Annotated in this window: 11 protein-coding genes; 4 read left to right on the forward strand and 7 right to left on the reverse strand. The window is 62.3% G+C overall.

Going from position 1 to position 17,193, the window contains the following annotated elements; translation table 11 throughout:
* Positions 1–127: 127 nt before the first annotated feature.
* The 4 genes from HJC04_RS12960 (at position 128) to HJC04_RS12975 (ending at position 5,363) form a co-directional block, all read left to right on the forward strand.
* Positions 128–1,381: a sarcosine oxidase subunit beta family protein gene (locus HJC04_RS12960; protein WP_011426818.1), complete on the forward strand. Its 1,254-nt coding sequence runs from the start codon at positions 128–130 to the stop codon at positions 1,379–1,381.
* A 109-nt stretch (positions 1,382–1,490) separates the two neighbouring features.
* Complete coding sequence (locus HJC04_RS12965; protein WP_210629823.1) at positions 1,491–1,832, forward strand: sarcosine oxidase subunit delta; 342 nt, start codon at positions 1,491–1,493, stop codon at positions 1,830–1,832.
* The gene (locus HJC04_RS12970) at positions 1,829–4,822 is read left to right on the forward strand and encodes a sarcosine oxidase subunit alpha (RefSeq protein WP_221146394.1); all 2,994 of its coding nucleotides are present in this window, start codon (positions 1,829–1,831) and stop codon (positions 4,820–4,822) included. Before HJC04_RS12965 ends, HJC04_RS12970 begins: the two co-directional genes overlap by 4 nt.
* Positions 4,815–5,363 carry a sarcosine oxidase subunit gamma gene (locus tag HJC04_RS12975; protein WP_221146395.1) on the forward strand — a complete coding sequence of 183 codons (549 nt, stop codon included), beginning with the start codon at positions 4,815–4,817 and terminating at the stop codon, positions 5,361–5,363. Before HJC04_RS12970 ends, HJC04_RS12975 begins: the two co-directional genes overlap by 8 nt.
* A gap of 137 nt (positions 5,364–5,500) precedes the next feature.
* Here the strand turns inward: HJC04_RS12975 and HJC04_RS12980 are convergent, their stop codons facing one another.
* The 7 genes from HJC04_RS12980 to HJC04_RS13010 form a co-directional block, all read right to left on the reverse strand.
* On the reverse strand, positions 5,501–5,989 hold the full coding sequence (locus HJC04_RS12980) for a MaoC family dehydratase (RefSeq protein WP_210629826.1): 489 nt from the start codon (positions 5,987–5,989) through the stop codon (positions 5,501–5,503).
* A gap of 89 nt (positions 5,990–6,078) precedes the next feature.
* Entirely contained in the window at positions 6,079–8,055 is a 1,977-nt protein-coding gene (glgX, locus tag HJC04_RS12985) for a glycogen debranching protein GlgX (protein WP_221146396.1), read from the reverse strand.
* 12 nt (positions 8,056–8,067) lie between these two features.
* On the reverse strand, positions 8,068–9,699 hold the full coding sequence (locus HJC04_RS12990) for an alpha-D-glucose phosphate-specific phosphoglucomutase (RefSeq protein WP_210629828.1): 1,632 nt from the start codon (positions 9,697–9,699) through the stop codon (positions 8,068–8,070).
* Between the two features lie 6 nt (positions 9,700–9,705).
* Positions 9,706–11,148, reverse strand: a complete 1,443-nt coding sequence (glgA, locus tag HJC04_RS12995) for a glycogen synthase GlgA (RefSeq protein WP_210629829.1) — start codon at positions 11,146–11,148, stop codon at positions 9,706–9,708.
* Positions 11,149–11,151: 3 nt separating this feature from the next.
* A complete protein-coding gene (gene glgC, locus HJC04_RS13000; protein ID WP_221146397.1) occupies positions 11,152–12,414 on the reverse strand; it encodes a glucose-1-phosphate adenylyltransferase in 1,263 nt (420 codons plus the stop codon).
* Positions 12,415–12,432: 18 nt separating this feature from the next.
* On the reverse strand, positions 12,433–14,640 hold the full coding sequence (gene glgB, locus HJC04_RS13005; protein WP_221146398.1) for a 1,4-alpha-glucan branching protein GlgB: 2,208 nt from the start codon (positions 14,638–14,640) through the stop codon (positions 12,433–12,435).
* A complete protein-coding gene (locus HJC04_RS13010) occupies positions 14,637–17,099 on the reverse strand; it encodes a glycogen/starch/alpha-glucan phosphorylase (RefSeq protein ID WP_210629832.1) in 2,463 nt (820 codons plus the stop codon). Before HJC04_RS13010 ends, glgB begins: the two co-directional genes overlap by 4 nt.
* Positions 17,100–17,193 lie beyond the last annotated feature (94 nt).

The following is a 17,193-nucleotide window of genomic DNA, read 5'->3' on the forward strand; positions in this document are numbered from 1 at the left end:
TCGACACGATGTCGTTCAGTGTCAAAAGCGAAGCTCTCGCACGTCGCAAAAGAGCCGTTGTGCCGCATTTGGATTTGCGATTTGTATGGGCGCGAGAACAGCCCTTGCCCGAAGGAGAAGAAGGCGGATGCGGAAATATTCGGTTTTTGCCGTGGCGCGGGAGGCCCTTCGCGGCCACAGAGGTTGGGAGAAGCAGTGGACTTCGCCGGAACCGCGCGCCGAGTACGATGTCGTTATCATCGGCGCTGGCGGACATGGCTTGGGAGCCGCCTACTATCTTGCCAAGGAGCACGGCATCACCAATGTGGCGGTGATCGAGAAGGGTTGGCTCGGCGGCGGCAATACCGGGCGCAATACCACCATTATCCGTTCGAACTATCTCTATGAAGAGAGCATGCACATTTACGAGCATTCGATGAAGCTCTGGGAAGGGCTTTCACAGGAGCTCAACTACAATGTGATGTATTCGCCGCGCGGCGTGATGATGCTCTCGCACAATATTCACGACCAGCAGTCGTTCAAGCGACACATCCACGCCAACCGGCTTTACGGCATCGACAATGAATGGCTGACGCCGGAGCAGGCGAAGGCCTATTGTCCGCCGCTCGACATCTCTGCCAGTGCGCGCTATCCGATCAATGGTGCGGCGCTGCAGCGCCGCGGCGGCACGGCGCGGCACGATGCTGTAGCCTGGGGATATGCGCGGGCAGCCTCAGACCGAGGCGTGCACATCATCCAGAACTGCGAAGTGACCGGCATCCGGCGCGGTCCGGACGGACGGGTGACCGGGGTCGAGACTTCGCGCGGCTTCATCGGCGCCAGAAAGGTCGGCGTATCGGCCGCGGGCCATACATCGACAATCATGAAGATGGCGGATGTGCGCGTGCCGCTGCAGTCGAGCCCGCTGCAGGCGCTGGTCTCCGAGCCGCTGAAGCCGATCTTCCCCTGCGTCGTCATGTCGAACACGGTGCATGCCTATATCTCGCAGTCCGACAAGGGCGAGCTCGTCATCGGCGCCGGCACAGACCAGTATAATTCCTATTCCCAGACCGGCGGGTTGCAGATCATCACGCATACGCTCGACGCCATCTGCGAACTCTTTCCGATGTTCCGGCGCGTCAAGATGATGCGGCAATGGGGTGGCATCGTCGACAATACGCCGGATCGTTCGGCAATCCAGTCGAAGACGCCGGTTCCGGGGCTTTACGTCAATTGCGGCTGGGGCACCGGCGGCTTCAAGGCGACGCCGGGCTCGGCCAATCTCTTTGCGCATCTGATCGCCCGCGATGAAGCGCACAAGTTCAATGCCGGCCTGACGCTGGAACGCTTCCGCAGCGGCCGGCTGATCGATGAAGCGGCGGCTGCGGCGGTGGCGCACTGATGATGAACGTGTTCGCTCAGATGCTCGCTTCTTTGGTTATTCACGCCCTCATCCGCCTTGAACGTACCTTCTCCCTGCTGGGGAGAAAGGGAGGAGAAGGAAATTTCATATGCTGCTGATCCATTGCCCTTATTGTCAGGAAGAGCGTTCCGAACTCGAATTCCGCGGCGCGGGTGACGCGCATATCGCGCGGCCGGCCGATATCGCCTCGATCTCGGATGAGGAATTCGAAGAGTATTTCTTTCTGCGTGACAACCCGAAGGGGCTGATCTTCGAGCGCTGGCGGCATATTCACGGCTGCGGCCGCTTCTTCAACGCGGCGCGCGATACGGTGAGCGACAAGTTCATCATGACCTACAAGGCAGGCGAGCCGAAGCCGCGGATCGGTGCCGAGGCCGAACAGCACGGGCCTGTCGAGACCTATGAAGCCGTGGAAGGAGAGGCGCAATGAGCGGTGCCAATCGTATCGTCGGCAAGGGGCGTCTGACGCCTGCAAAGACCGCGCGCTTCAGCTTCGACGGCCAGAGCTATACCGCGCTAGAAGGCGATACTGTCGCCTCGGCGCTGATCGCCAACGGCATTCATCTCGTCGGCCGTTCGTTCAAATATCACCGGGCCCGCGGCATCCTCTCGGCAGGGGCCGAAGAGCCGAACGCGCTGATCGACGTCGCCCGTGACAAGGCGCGCAAGCAGCCGAACGTGCGCGCCACGGTGCAGGAAGTCTTCGACGGCATGATCGTCCAGTCGCAGAACCGCTGGCCTTCGCTTGCCTATGACGTCGGCGCGGTCAACAACCTGATGTCGCCGTTCTTCGCCGCCGGCTTCTACTACAAGACCTTCATGTGGCCGCGCTCCGCCTGGAAACATGTCTACGAGCCGTTCATCCGTCGCGCTGCCGGCCTCGGCGTCGCGCCGACGGAGGAGGATCCGGACCATTATGCCAGCCGCTACGCCCATTGCGACGTGCTGGTGGTCGGCGCCGGTGTGGCCGGACTTTCGGCGGCGCTGGCAGCGGCCCAGACCGGTGCGAAGGTGATCCTTTGCGATGAGCAGGCGGAAGCCGGCGGTGCGCTGCGCTACGATGCCGGCGTCAGGATCGACGGACAGGATGGTTACGCCTGGGCGCAGAAAACCGTGGCGCGGTTGAAGGCGATGGACAATGTCGAAGTGCTCATCCGCACGACCGCCTTCGGTTACTACAACCACAATTTCGTCGGCCTTGCCGAACGCGTCACCGATCATATCGCCAAACCATCGAGCGATCTGCCGCGCGAGCGGCTCTGGCAGGTCCGCGCCAAGCGGGTAATCCTCGCCAACGGCGCGATCGAGCGGCATATGGTATTTCCGAACAACGACCGGCCCGGCATCATGCTGGCTTCGGCGGGGCGGATGTACCTCAATCATTACGGCGTTGCCGTCGGAAGCAATGTCGGCATCTACACGGCGCATGACTCCGCCTACGAGGCGGCTTTCGATCTCAAGCGGGCCGGTGTCTCGGTCGCCGCCATCGTCGACTGCAGACAGGCGCCGGGAGCGGCGGTACTGGCGGAGGCGCGTGCGCTTGGCATCGACGTGCTCACCGGCCAGTCGGTCGTCAATACGGCGGGGCGGCTGCGCATCTCATCGATGACGGTGGCGCGCAACGGCGGCGGTTCGCCGCACAAGATCGCGGTCGATGCGCTTCTGGTTTCGGCCGGCTGGACGCCGTCGGTGCATCTGTTCTCGCAGTCGCGCGGCAAGGTGGCCTTCGAGGCGGAAAGTCAGCGCTTCCTGCCCGGCACCTATGCGCAGGATTGCCTGTCTGTCGGCGCCTGCAACGGCACCGACGACCTGCAGCGGACGGTCGAGGAATCGCTTGCCGCCGGCGAACTGATGGCGCAGGCCGCTGGCAAGAGCGGCGGCGGCAAGATCACGATCTCGGCCGAGCAGCCCTATGACTGGACCGGCGGGATGATCGGTGCTGCCGAAGGCGCCGGCCCAAAGACGAATGCCAAGGCCTTCATCGATTTCCAGCACGATGTCTGCGCCAAGGATATCCGCCTCGCCGTGCGCGAGGGCATGCACTCGATCGAGCATATCAAGCGGTTTACGACCAACGGCATGGCCTCGGACCAGGGCAAGCTTTCCAATATGCATGGCCTGGCGATCGCCGCCGAAATGCTCGGCAAGGAAATCCCGCGAGTCGGTCTCACCACCTTCCGCGCGCCCTATACGCCGGTGACCTATGGTACGCTGATCGGCCATTCGCGCGGCAAGTTGTTCGATCCGACGCGCAAGACGCCGCTGCACGGCTGGGAAGAAGCGCATGGCGCTGTTTTCGAGGATGTCGGCAACTGGAAACGCGCCTGGTTCTATCCGCGCTCGGGCGAGAGCATGCACCAGGCGGTTGCGCGCGAGTGCCGGACGGCCCGCGAGTCGGCGGGTATCTTCGACGCATCGACGCTCGGCAAGATCGAGGTCGTAGGCCCGGATGCGGCGAAATTCCTCAATCTCATCTACACCAATGCCTGGGACACGCTGAAGCCCGGCAAGGCGCGCTACGGCATCATGACGCGTGAGGACGGCTTCGTTTATGACGACGGCGTCGTCGGTCGTCTGGCGGAGGACCGTTTCCATGTGACGACGACAACAGGCGGAGCGCCGCGTGTTCTCCATCACATGGAAGATTACCTGCAGACGGAATTCCCGGATCTGAAGGTATGGCTGACCTCGGTGACTGAACAATGGGCAGTCATCGCCATACAAGGGCCGAAGGCGCGCGAGATCGTCGAACCTCTCGTCGAAGGCGTCGATCTTTCCAACGAGGCCTTCCCGCATATGAGTGTCGCCGAGTGCACGGTCTGCGGCGTACCAGCGCGGCTCTTCCGCGTTTCCTTCACCGGTGAAATCGGTTTCGAAATCAACGTGCCGGCCGATTACGGCCAGTCGGTGCTCGAAGCGGTCTGGGCCAATGCCGAACCGCTCGGCGCCTGCGTCTACGGTACGGAGACGATGCACGTTCTTCGCGCCGAGAAGGGCTATATCATCGTCGGCCAGGATACGGACGGGACCGTGACCCCTGACGACGCGGGCGTCGCCTGGGCCGTTTCGAAGAAGAAGAAGGACTTCGTCGGCATTCGCGGGCTGCAGCGGCCGGACCTCGTTAAGGAGGGGCGCAAGCAGCTCGTCGGCCTCGTCACCAAGGATCCGAAGCTGGTGCTCGAAGAAGGCGCGCAGGTCGTCGCGAGCCCGAATGAGCCGAAGCCGATGACGATGCTCGGCCATGTCACATCGGCCTATTGGTCGGAAAATTGCGGCAGGTCGATCGCCTTCGCGCTGGTCGCCGGCGGCCGGGCGCGGATGGGCGAGACGCTTTATGTGCCGATGCCGGACCGGACGATCGCCGTCGAAGTGACGGATCTGGTGTTCTTTGACAAGGAAGGAGGCCGCATCCATGGCTGATGTCGCAATTCGCAAGCCGGCGCTGGCCGGCCGTCTCGGCGGCTCCGCCACCGTGCGCCTGTCCGTCGCACCGTCCGCGAGCCGCGTGGCGCTGCGCGCGCCCGCTGGATCGCTCAAAGCACTTTCTTTGGCTCTCGGCCTGTCTGTGCCGATCGCTCCGAAAACGTCCGGCCGCGCCGGTGCGCGCTCGGCGCTCTGGATCGGGCCGGACGAGTGGCTGTTGATCGACGAGGCCGGCGGCGATCTGATGGCGGCATGTTCCAGCGCCGGCGCGCTGCATTCCGCGACAGATGTCTCCCACCGCAACGTGGCGGTCATCGTTTCGGGGCCGGGTGCGCAGACCACGCTTGCGGCCGGCTGCCCGCAGGACCTGTCGCTGTCGTCCTTTCCGGTCGGTGCTGCCTCGCGCACGGTCTTCGGCAAGGCGGAGATCGTACTTTTCCGGACGGAAGAAGATACGTTCCGGGTGGAGTGCTGGCGGTCGTTTTCCGATTACGTCTTCGGGCTCTTGGCCGAGGCGGCGGAAGATGCCGGCCATTGAGGCTTCCAAGCCCGCTGCCTAACCGGATGAGATTTTCAGGGTCGCAAATGACAGTGCCGCCCATTTCGTACCAATGGGCGGCATCCGTGCTGGATGCGGCGAAGTCGTTTCCGGGCGCGTAGGATAGCGGCGCTTTCCTACGCGTCTTCCGGCCGGTCCTTCGGGTCGAACTGGATGATGGTGATCCATCGTGCCGTCAGTGCCGGCTTCTTCTCGTTTTCGATCTCGATCGTCACGTCGTAGGTGGTCATCAGCATGCCGCCGCCCCGGAAGCGGGCGTCGGAGAGCAGAAAACGGCCGCGCACGCGGGCGCCGCTCTTGACCGGCGTCATGAAGCGGACGCGATCGAAGCCGTAGTTGATGCCCATGGTCTGCTCGCGCACTTTCGGCAGGCAATTGTAGTTCATCGCCGACAGCAGGGACAGCGTCAGGAAGCCATGGGCGATGGTGCCGCCGAAGGGGCTTTCAGCGGCCGCGCGCCCGGGATCGACATGAATGAACTGATGGTCGTCGGTCGCCCCCGCAAAAGCGTCGATCATTGTCTGGTCGACGGTAATCCAATCCGAAAGACCCGTTTCCATGCCGATCAATCCCCGCACGTCGGAGAGTGAAATTTCCGTGACCATGAATTCCTCGTGAGAAAAGCCGCCGGGCCAAGCCTTATCGTGCATTTATGACGATTGCGACAAGGATTTGCGTGAGTGTGAGGAGGCGGTCATTTTTCTACGAAAAAGGCGACGGAGCGTGGCTCGACGGTCACGCTGGCGTCGGGCTTCTTCGCTCCCTCCGGCGTCAGTTGGCTCCAGCCCGGCTCGTTTTCCGACGGAAGCACAAAGAGCTGGCGGCTCTCCGAGCGATTGAAAAGCACAGCAAGCCGGGTGTTTCTGCCGCGCGAGGAGCGGTCGCCGGTGGCGAGCAGCATGCCGAGCGTCGAAAGCGACGGCGTCTCCCATTCGGCAACGGTCATCGGTTCGCCGGAGAGCGAGATCCATTCGACATCGCCGTTGCCGGAGAGGAAGCGTGTTTCGGAGAAAACTGTGAAGCGGCGGCGCAACCCTGCGACGAACGCGGTATGCGCGATGAGATCCTCGTTCAGCGCCTTCCAGTCCAGCCAGGTGATTTCGTTGTCCTGGCAATAGGCGTTGTTGTTGCCGCGCTGGCTGCGGCCGCCTTCGTCACCCGCCGTCAGCATGATGCTGCCACGGGTGGCAAAGAGCGTCGATATCAGCGCCATCACGTCATTGATCCGGCGCTTGCGAATTGTGGGATAGAGGGTCTCGCCTTCAACCCCATTGTTCCAGGAATGGTTCTCGTTGTGGCCGTCCCGATTGTGCTCGCCATTGGCGTCATTGTGCTTGCCGGCATAGGAGACGAGGTCGATCAGCGTGAAGCCGTCATGGGCGGCGAGGAAGTTGACGCTGCGCGTCTCTTTGCCGTCGTTGCCGGAGAAGATGTCGGAGGAACCGGCAAGCGCCGTCGCGAGCGAGCCGGTCTTCCACTGGTCGCCCCGCCAGTAACAGCGCAGATCGTCACGAACCCTGTCGTTCCATTCGAGGAAGGGCGGCGGGAAGTTGCCGAGCTGGTAACCGCCCGGACCGATATCCCAGGGTTCGGCGATCATGATCCGGTCGGCGAGCACGTCGTCCGCCAAGATTGCGGCAAGCGTTCCTCCGTCGCGCTCAAACCCGGTCGCGGTGCGGCCCAGCACCGGGGCGAGATCGAAGCGGAAACCATCGACGCCGGCATTGAGGACAAAATGGCGCAGGCTGTCGATGACGAGGCGCCTGACCTCGGGATGATCGCAGGCGATCGTGTTGCCGGTGCCGGTGTCGTTTATGAGTTCGCCGGGGCTGTTTTGGGCGTGGCGGTAATAATGCAGATTGTCGAGGCCGCGCAGCGACAGCGTGGTGCCATAGCGGTCGCTCTCGCCGGTATGATTGAAGACCAGATCGAGGATGACGGCGATGCCTTCGGCATGGAGAGCGGCAACGGTGTTGCACAGCTCCGCCATGCCGCCGGGGGCGATCCGCGGATCGAGCGCCATCAGGCCGACGGGGTTGTAGCCCCAGCCGTTGGTGAGGCCGAGCGGCGGCAGATGGCGCTCATCGATCCAGGCGGTAATCGGCATCAGTTCGATGGCATCGACCCCGATTCGCTTCAGATGCGCGATAACGGAGGGATGGGCAAGGGCTGCGACCGTGCCGCGTTCGGTTTCCGGCACATCGGGGTGAAGGATGGTGAAGGGCCGCACCGCCACTTCATAGATAAAACCGCCCGGCTCGAAGAGTGGCTTGTCGATTGTGGCTGGGGTGTCGGTGGTGACGATCGCCTTCGGCATCAGATCCTGGCTGTCTTCGCCGTAGAGCCCGAGGCGGGGATCGTAACGGAACGGCCGGTCGATCTCCTTGGCGTAAGGGTCGATCAGCAGTTTTGACGGATCGAACCAGAGGCCGTTGTCGGGCGCATAGATGCCGTCGGCGCGATAGCCGTAGCGGGCGCCTTGCCGGAGGCCGTCGACGAAGAGGCGATGGATGTGGTTGCCATCGCGGGCCATCGGCAGGCGCGCGAATTCCTTGTTGCCGTCATCTTCGAAGAGGCAGAGTTCGATCTGCGCGGCATGATGCGACCACACCGCAAATTCGACGCCGGTCTCGAAGACGATCGCGCCCCGCGCCGAATTGCTGTCCCGCATGGTCCCCCCGGATCAGGTGATCACGGTTGGCTCATCGCGTCCCGTGCGCTCACGAATGCTGGCAATGCTTTCGGCGGCCGCAATCAGATCTGCGAGCGCTTCCTGCGTTTCGATGTTGTGACGAGTCGAATCCGGCTCGTAGCGCTCGATATAGACGCGCAAGGTTGCGCCAGACGTGCCGGTGCCCGACAGGCGGAAGACGACACGGGAGCCGCCCTCGAAGAGCAGGCGGATGCCCTGATGCTCGCTGACCGACTTGTCGATCGGATCGTGATAGGCGAAATCGTCTGCCTTCTCGACCTTCAGGCTGCCGATGCTCTTGCCGGGGAGGGTGGAGAGCTGGCTGCGGAGATTGTCCATCAGGCCGTTCGCCGCGCCGGTGTCCAGGCCTTCATAGTCGTGGCGCGAGTAATAGTTGCGGCCGTAGGTCTGCCAGTGCTGAGTGACGACGTCGGCGACGCTCTCGCCACGCACGGCAAGGATGTTCAGCCACAGCAGCACGGCCCAGAGGCCGTCCTTCTCACGGACATGATTGGAGCCGGTGCCGGAGCTCTCCTCACCGCAGATCGTCGCCATGCCGGCGTCGAGCAGGTTGCCGAAGAACTTCCAGCCGGTTGGCGTCTCATACATGCCGATGCCGCGTTTTTCAGCGACGCGGTCGGCCGCGCCCGATGTCGGCATCGAGCGGGCGATGCCGGCGAGACCGCCGGAATAGCCGGGGGCGAGATTGGCGTTGGCGGCAAGGATCGCCAGGCTGTCGGAGGGGGTGACGAAGATGCCGCGGCCGATGATGAGGTTGCGGTCGCCGTCGCCGTCGGACGCGGCTCCGAAATCGGGCGCGTCCTCGCCCATCATCTCATCGAAGAGTTCCTTGCAGTGAACCGGGTTCGGATCGGGATGATGGCCGCCGAAATCCGGCAGCGGCATGAAGTTGCGCACCGAACCGAGGGGCGCGCCAAGGCGATTTTCGAAGATCTCCTTGGCGTAGGGGCCGGTGACGGCGCTCATGCCGTCGAAAGCGATGCGGAAACCGAGGCTGATCAGATTGCGGATGGCGCCGAAATCGAACAGCTCTTCCATCAGCGCGGCATAGTCCTCGACCGGATCGATGACCGAGAGGATCATACCGCCGGGAAGCTCGTCCTTGCCGATACGGTCGAGATTGACGTCGGCGAAATCGGCGATCTTGTAGCTATCGATCGTCTTGGAACGGGCGTAGATCGCGTCGGTGATCTTTTCCGGCGCCGGGCCGCCATTGTTGATATTGTATTTGATGCCGAAGTCTTCGGTCGGGCCGCCGGGATTGTGGCTGGCCGACAGAATGATGCCACCGAAGGCCTTGTACTTGCGGATAATGTGGGACGCGGCCGGCGTCGACAGAATGCCGCCCTTGCCGACCATCACCTTGCCGAAGCCGTTGGCGGCGGCCATCTTGATCGCCTTCTGGATGACCTCGCGATTGTAGTAACGTCCGTCGCCGCCGATGACGAGGCACTTGCCCTGATAGCCTTCCAGCGAATCGAAGATGGCCTGGATGAAATTCTCCGCATAGTTCGGCTGCTGGAAGACCGGAACCTTCTTACGCAGACCCGAAGTGCCGGGTTTCTGGTCCAGATAGGGCGTGGTGGGTACGGACTTGATCATTTTAGGTCACATGCCTTTCGAGACGAGGCTTGAATAGAGGGCAGCGTAGCGTTCGGCGCTCTTCTCCCAGGAGACATCCGATTTCATGCCTTGCTTTTGCAATTGGGTCCAGAGTTTTCGGTCCGCGTAAAAATGCATGGCACGGCGGATTGCCTGTAGCATGCCCGTTTCGGTCACGGGTGAGAATTGTATGCCGGTTGCCACTTTCGTCGCAAGTGCGGCGTGATTGGCGTCGATCACGGTGTCGTTCAATCCGCCGGTGCGGGCGACGATCGGCACGCAGCCATACCGCAGGCCGTAAAGCTGGGTGAGGCCGCAGGGTTCGAAGCGCGACGGGATGATGATCGCGTCGCAGCCGGCCTGCATCAGGTGCGACATCGGTTCGTTATAGCCGATCGAGACGCCGATGCGGCCGGGATGGCGGCTGGCGGAGGCAAGCAGCGCACCTTCAAGCGCAGCTTCGCCGGAGCCGAGCACGACGAGTTTGCCGCCCATGGCGACGATCTGGTCTGCGACGTTGGCGACGATATCCATGCCCTTCTGCCAGGTGAGGCGGCTGATGACGCAGAAGATCGGCGCATCGTCATTGTCGAGGTGGAAGAACTCGGCGATCGAGCGGCGGTTTTCCTCGCGGTTCTTCAGCGTCGTCGGGCCATAATGGGTGTGGACGACGGGGTCGGTCGCCGGGTTCCAGACATCGGTATCGATGCCGTTGACGATGCCATGCAAATCGTCGATGCGGGTGGCGATGACGCCTTCGAGCCCCATGCCGAATTCGGGTGTCAGGATCTCGTCGGCATAGGTCGGACTGACGGTCGTGACCGCATGGGCGGTCTGCAGGCCACCCTTGAGGAAGCCGACGGTGCCGTAATATTCGATGCCGTCGACGGCGAAGGCATGGTCGGGTAGGCGCAGGCCGGGAAAGATGTCGGAGCCGAATTGGCCTTGGAAGGCGATGTTGTGGATCGTCAGCACGCTCGGCAGTTCCGGCGTCGGATAATAGCGCATGTAGACCGAGGTCAGCGCCGCTTGCCAATCATGGGTATGGACGAGATCCGGCCGCCAGCCGGGCAGCAGACCGGCGGCGATCTCTGAAGCCGCGAGCGACAGGGCGGCGAAACGACGCCAATTGTCGGGATAATCCTTGCCGAGCGGATCGAGATAGGGGCCGCCCGGCCGGTCGTAATAAGCCGGGGCATCGAGGACGAGGAGATCGAGGCCCTCGTGTTCAACCTCGAGCACGGTTGCCCGCTCACCGAGCAGGTCCGGGAATTCGAGCCTGACGACGGGGTCGCGAATGACCTTCATGACGGCGGGGTAGCCGGGCAGGAGGGTCTTGGTCTCGACCCCGAAGGCTTTCAGAGCAATCGGCAGGGCGCCGGACACATCGGCCAGGCCCCCTGTCTTGATCAAGGGGAAGACTTCGGACGAAACCGAAAGAACTTTCATAAGTCAGATATCCAGCTTGTCGATCATCGGTTGCGTGATCAGGCAGATGCCGCTTTCCGTCCGTCGGAAGCGCTTGGCGTCGAGCTCGGCGTCTTCGCCGACGACAAGGCCTTCCGGAATGACGACGCCATGGTCGATCACCACATTCTTGAGCTGTGCACGCCGTCCGATCTTCACGTTCGGCAGGATGACCGCCCCTTCCAGTTTGGAAAAGGAATTGGCCCTGACGCCGGTGAAGAGCAGGCTCTTATTGAGGCTGGCGCCCGAGATGATGCAGTCGCCCGAGACGACGGAGGAGGTGGCCGAGCCGCGGCGGTCGTCGTCGTCATGGACGAATTTCGCCGGCGGGGTGATCTCGGCATAGGTCCAGATCGGCCAGGACTTGTCGTAGATATCGAGTTCCGGGACGATGGCCGTCAGATCGATATTGGCCTGCCAGTAGGCGTCGATCGTGCCGACGTCGCGCCAGTAGGGCTCGTGTTCGAAATCGGAGCGGACGCAGGATTTGGCGAAGCGGTGGGCGACCGCCTTCCCGTTCTTGACGATATAGGGAATGATGTCCTTGCCAAAATCGCGGCTCGAGTTCGGGTCGGCGGCGTCGCGGCGCAGCGCATCGAGCAAGAACTTGGTGTGGAAGACGTAGATGCCCATTGAGGCGAGCGCGAAATCCGGCTTGTCCGGAATGCCCGGCGGATCGGCGGGCTTTTCGATGAAGGCGAAGATCTCGTCCTTTTCGTTGACATGCATGACGCCGAAGCCGGTTGCTTCCATGCGCGGCACTTCCAGGCAGCCGATCGTCACGTCCGCGCCGGAATCGACATGCTGCTGCAGCATGTATTCATAGTCCATCTTGTAGACATGGTCGCCGGCGAGAATGACCATGTATTCGACGCCGTAATCCTCGATAATATCGATGTTCTGATAAACGGCGTCGGCGGTGCCTTCATACCACTGCGTTTCGGAAACGCGCTGCGAGGCAGGCAGGATGTCGAAGCTTTCGTTTCGCTCAGGGCGGAAGAAGTTCCAGCCGCGCTGCATGTGACGGATCAGCGAATGCGCCTTGTATTGCGTCGCGACGCCGATGCGGCGAATGCCCGAGTTCAGCGCGTTCGACAGAGCGAAGTCGATGATGCGGGCCTTGCCGCCGAAATAGACGGCGGGCTTGGCGCGTCGGTCGGTGAGTTCCTTGAGACGGCTCCCCCTGCCGCCGGCCAGAACATAGGCCATTGCATCGCGGGCAAGTGGCTGAATACGCTTCTCTACCATTTTCTCCTCCCACCAGTCTTAATTTTCAGGTTCAAGCATGATTGTCGCCAAGGGCGGCAGCGTGATCGAGCAGGTGATATTGCCGCCGGCATCGACGGCCTGCACGCGTCCGCCATTGCCCTTGCCGCTGCCGCCATAGATGTCGGCATCGGTATTCAGAATCTCCCGCCAGCGGCCTGCAAGCGGCAGACGTATGAGATAATTCTCGCGATAGACGGGAGTAAAGTTGGTGATGACGACGATCGGCTTCTGGCCCGGGGCTTTGCGCTGCCAGGCGAAGACGGAATCCTCGCTGTCGTCGGCAATCAGCCATTCGAAGCCATCGCCCTCGCAGTCCCGCTCATGCAGGGCGGGCTTGCTGCGATAGGTGAAGTTGAGGTCGCGCACCAGACGCCGCATGCCCTCGTGCATACGGTATTGCAGCAGGTTCCAGTCGAGCGACCGATCCTCGCTCCACTCGCTCCACTGGGCGAATTCCTGGCCCATGAACAGGAGCTTCTTGCCGGGATAGCCCCACATATAAGCGTAATAGGCGCGCAGATTGGCGAACTTCTGCCAGTCGTCGCCCGGCATCTTGGCGATCAGCGAGCCCTTTCCGTGAACGACCTCGTCGTGCGACAGCGGCAGGACGAAATTTTCCGAATAGGCATAGAGGAGGCCGAAGGTGAGCTCGTTGTGGTGGTGCTTGCGGTGCACCGGGTCGCGCTTCATGTAGCTCAGCGTGTCATGCATGAAGCCCATGTTCCATTTGAAGCCGAAACCGAGGCCGCCTTCATGCACGGGTTGCGAAACCTTCGGCCAGGAGGTCGATTCCTCGGCGATGGTCATGACGTTGGAATGCTGGCCATAGATGCGGATGTTGAGGTCCTGCAGAAAACGGACAGCTTCGAGGTTCTCGTTGCCGCCATATTCGTTCGGGATCCATTCGCCATGCTTGCGGGAATAATCGAGATAGAGCATCGAGGCGACGGCATCGACGCGCAGGCCGTCGAGATGGAACTTCTCGGCCCAATAGAGGGCGTTGTTGACCAGATAGGAAACCACTTCGGTGCGGCCGAAATTATAGATCGCCGTGTTCCAGTCCGGATGGAAGCCCTTGCGCGGGTCTTCGTGCTCGTAGAGCGCCGTGCCGTCAAACCAGCCGAGTCCGTGTTCGTCGGTCGGGAAATGCGCCGGCACCCAGTCGAGAATGACGCCGATCCCGACCTTGTGGCAGCCGTTGACGAAACGGGCGAAGCCTTCCGGCTCGCCGAAGCGGGCGGTCGGTGCGTAAAGGCCCGTCGTCTGGTAGCCCCAGGAAGGGTCATAGGGATGTTCTGTGATCGGCAGGAATTCGATATGGGTGAAGCCCATGTCGACGCAATAGGGGATGAGGCTGGAGGCGAGCTCGTCCCAGGAAAGCATGGTGCCGTCCTGCCGGCGCTGCCAGGAGCCGGCATGCACCTCATAGATCGAGATCGGCTGACGGCGCTTGTCGATTTCGCGCCAGTGCTTCAGATGGGCCTCGTCCTCCCAGACCTGCTCCAACTCGGCAGCGGCGATCGAGGCGGTCTTCGGTCTGAGTTCGCTGCGGCGGGCGAAGGGATCGGCCTTCAGCGGCAGCAATACGCCGTCGTGGCCACGGATCTCGAACTTGTAGGCGACGCCGAGCGGTACATCGGGAGCGAAGATTTCCCAGATGCCGCTGTCGGCGCGAAAGCGCATGACGTGGCGGCGGCCGTCCCAGCCGTTGAAATCGCCGACGACGGAGACGCGCTGGGCGTTCGGCGCCCAGACCGCGAAGTGGATGCCCTGGGCGCCGTCATGTTTGATGAGATGGGCGCCCATCTTGTCGAACAGGCGCAGATGTGAACCTTCGCGGGCGAAATAATCGTCCATCGGCCCGAGCACCGGCCCGAAGCTGTAGGGGTCGGTGACTGCCCATTCGGCATCGCCGCGCCGGGCGCGATAGCGCACCGGCTGCAGTTTGGCGAGCGAAACCGGCCCGGCGAAGAGGCCATCAGCGTGGAGCCGATTCAATTCGCCGATGACGCTGCCGTCGAGCGTCATGGCGGTCACTTCTTCCGCGCCCGGGATGAAACACCGGGCAACGAAAGCGTCGCCGGCTTGGTGCACACCTAGAACGGCAAAGGGATTGGAATGCGAACCGGCAAGGATCGCCGTGATTTCATCTGCCGAAATTTCCCAGGAAAGCTTTACTTCAGGGACGGTTTTCGGCGTTTTCATCCGGCTCTCCAGATTTCGTCTGCATATTGCCTGATCGTGCGATCGGAGGAGAACCAGCCCATCCGTGCGGTATTGTTGATCGTCTTCGTGTACCAGGCGGACTGGTTGGTCCAGATCTGATCGACGTCGCGCTGGGCCTGGGCATAGGCGTCGAAATCGGCGGCGACCATGAACCAGTCATGCGAATAGATGCCGTCGATCAGCGCCGCGTAGCGATTGCGGTCATCGGGTGAGAAGACGCCGGAACCGATGGCCGAGAGCGCCTGGGAGAGTTCGCGGGATCCCTCGATAATGGCGCGGGGGTTGTGGCCATCGCTGCGGACCTTGGCGACCTCATCGGCCCTGAGGCCGAAGATGACGATGTTGTCTTCGCCGACATTGTCGCGCATTTCGACATTGGCGCCGTCGAGCGTGCCGATCGTCAGCGCGCCGTTGAGGCCGAACTTCATGTTGCCGGTGCCTGAGGCTTCCATGCCGGCGGTCGAGATCTGCTCGGAAAGGTCGGCGGCGGGAACCATGACCTCGGCGAGCGAGACATTGTAGTTGGGCACGAAGACGACCTTCAGCAGGCCGCGCACCGATGGGTCGTTGTTGATCGTGCGGGCGACGTCGTTGATCAGTTTGATGATCAGCTTGGCGTTGTAATAGCTCGGCGCCGCCTTGCCGGCGAAGAGTTTGACGCGCGGCACCCAATCGAGCTCGGGATGCGAGCGGATCTGGTCGTAGAGGGCAACCGCTTCGATGATGTTCAGAAGCTGGCGCTTGTATTCATGGATGCGTTTGATCTGGATGTCGAACATCGCCGACGGATCGAGCTTCACGCCCATCCGGCTGGCGACGAGGTTGGAAAGCGCCACCTTGTTGGCCCGCTTCACCGCGGCGAACTTCTGCTGGAAGCTCGGATCGGAAGCATGCGCCTCGAGCGGGCGCAGCTTCTCGGCATCATCGAGGAACGCATCGCCGATCGCCTCGCGGATCAGACCGGTGAGGCCGGGATTGCACTGCTGCAGCCATCGGCGCGGCGTGATGCCGTTGGTCTTGTTGTTGATGCGGTCGGGATAGAGCTTGTGCAGGTCGGCAAAGACCGTGACCTTCATCAGGTCGGTGTGCAGGGCCGAGACGCCGTTGATCGAGTGCGAGCCGATGAAGGCGAGATTGCCCATGCGCACGCGGCGGTCGCCGCTTTCCTCGATCAGCGAGATCGAACGGATCTCGCTGTCGGAGAAGTTCTTGCCCTTGCGGGCTTCGAGCAGAATCTTGGCATTGATCGCGTAGACGATCTGCATGTGGCGCGGCAGCAGCCGCTCGAACAGCGGAACCGGCCAGCTTTCCAGCGCTTCCGGCAGAAGCGTGTGGTTGGTGTAGGAGAAGGTGCGGCGGGTGATATCCCAGGCCTGGTCGAAATCCATGCCGTGCACGTCACAGAGCAGACGCACGAGCTCGGCGACCGAGACGGCCGGATGGGTGTCGTTCAACTGAATGGCCACCTTGTCTGGCAGCGAGGTGAAATCGTCATATTGCTGCAGGTGGCGGCGCAGAATGTCCTGCAGCGAGGCCGAGGAGAAGAAGAATTCCTGGCGCAGCCGCAATTCCTGGCCGGCAGGGGTAGCGTCGGCAGGATAGAGGACGCGGGTCAGGCTCTCGGCCTTGTTGCTTTCGCGCAGCGCGCCGATGTGGTCGCCGGCGTTGAAGGCATCGAGCAGGATTGGGTCGATCGGCTGCGCTGACCAGAGGCGCAACGTGTTGACGCGTTTTCCCCGCCAGCCGACGACCGGCGTGTCGAAGGCGGCGGCGATAACGCGCTCGGCCGGCTTCCAGACGTAGCGCGGCTGGTCGTCATGGGTGGTGATGAATTCAACGGCGCCGCCGAAACCGATTTCATAGGCGCTCTCGCGCCGTTCGAATTCCCAGGGATTGCCGTGGGCGAGCCAGTTCTCCGGCAGTTCCACCTGCCAGCCGTCGGCCATCTGCTGGCGGAACAGGCCGTGGACGTAGCGGATGCCGTAGCCATAGGCCGGAACATCGACCGTCGCCATGCTTTCCATGAAACAGGCGGCCAGACGGCCGAGGCCGCCATTGCCGAGCGCGGCGTCCGGCTCCAGACCGGCGATGACGTTGACGTCAACGCCGAGGGAGCTCAGCGCATCGCGCACCTCTTCCATCAGGCCGAGGTTCGAGACGGCATCGCGCATCAGGCGGCCGATCAGAAACTCGAGAGAAAGATAATAGACGCGCTTGGCTCCGGTCGCATAGACCTCACGGGTGGAGGCCATCCACTTGTCGATGATGCGGTCGCGCACCACCAGGATCGTCGCTGTCAGCCAGTCATGCGGCTTTGCCACCTTGGCATCCTTGCCGATGCGATAGGTCAGGCGTTCGATGATTTCTTCGGCGAGAATTTCCGGCCTTGAGCTGCGGGGAGCGGGAGAGGGGATAACCGGCTTGGAAACGGTATTCATGGTCAGATCTCGCCAATTTTAATTTTGTATCAGGGTGTTATGCCTGATTTAATCGATTTGTCGCCTGCGCTTGCGACAGTTTATGCATCGTTGG

It is taken from the genome of Rhizobium sp. NLR8a, assembly GCF_019685235.1.
In the GTDB taxonomy this organism is placed as follows: domain Bacteria; phylum Pseudomonadota; class Alphaproteobacteria; order Rhizobiales; family Rhizobiaceae; genus Rhizobium.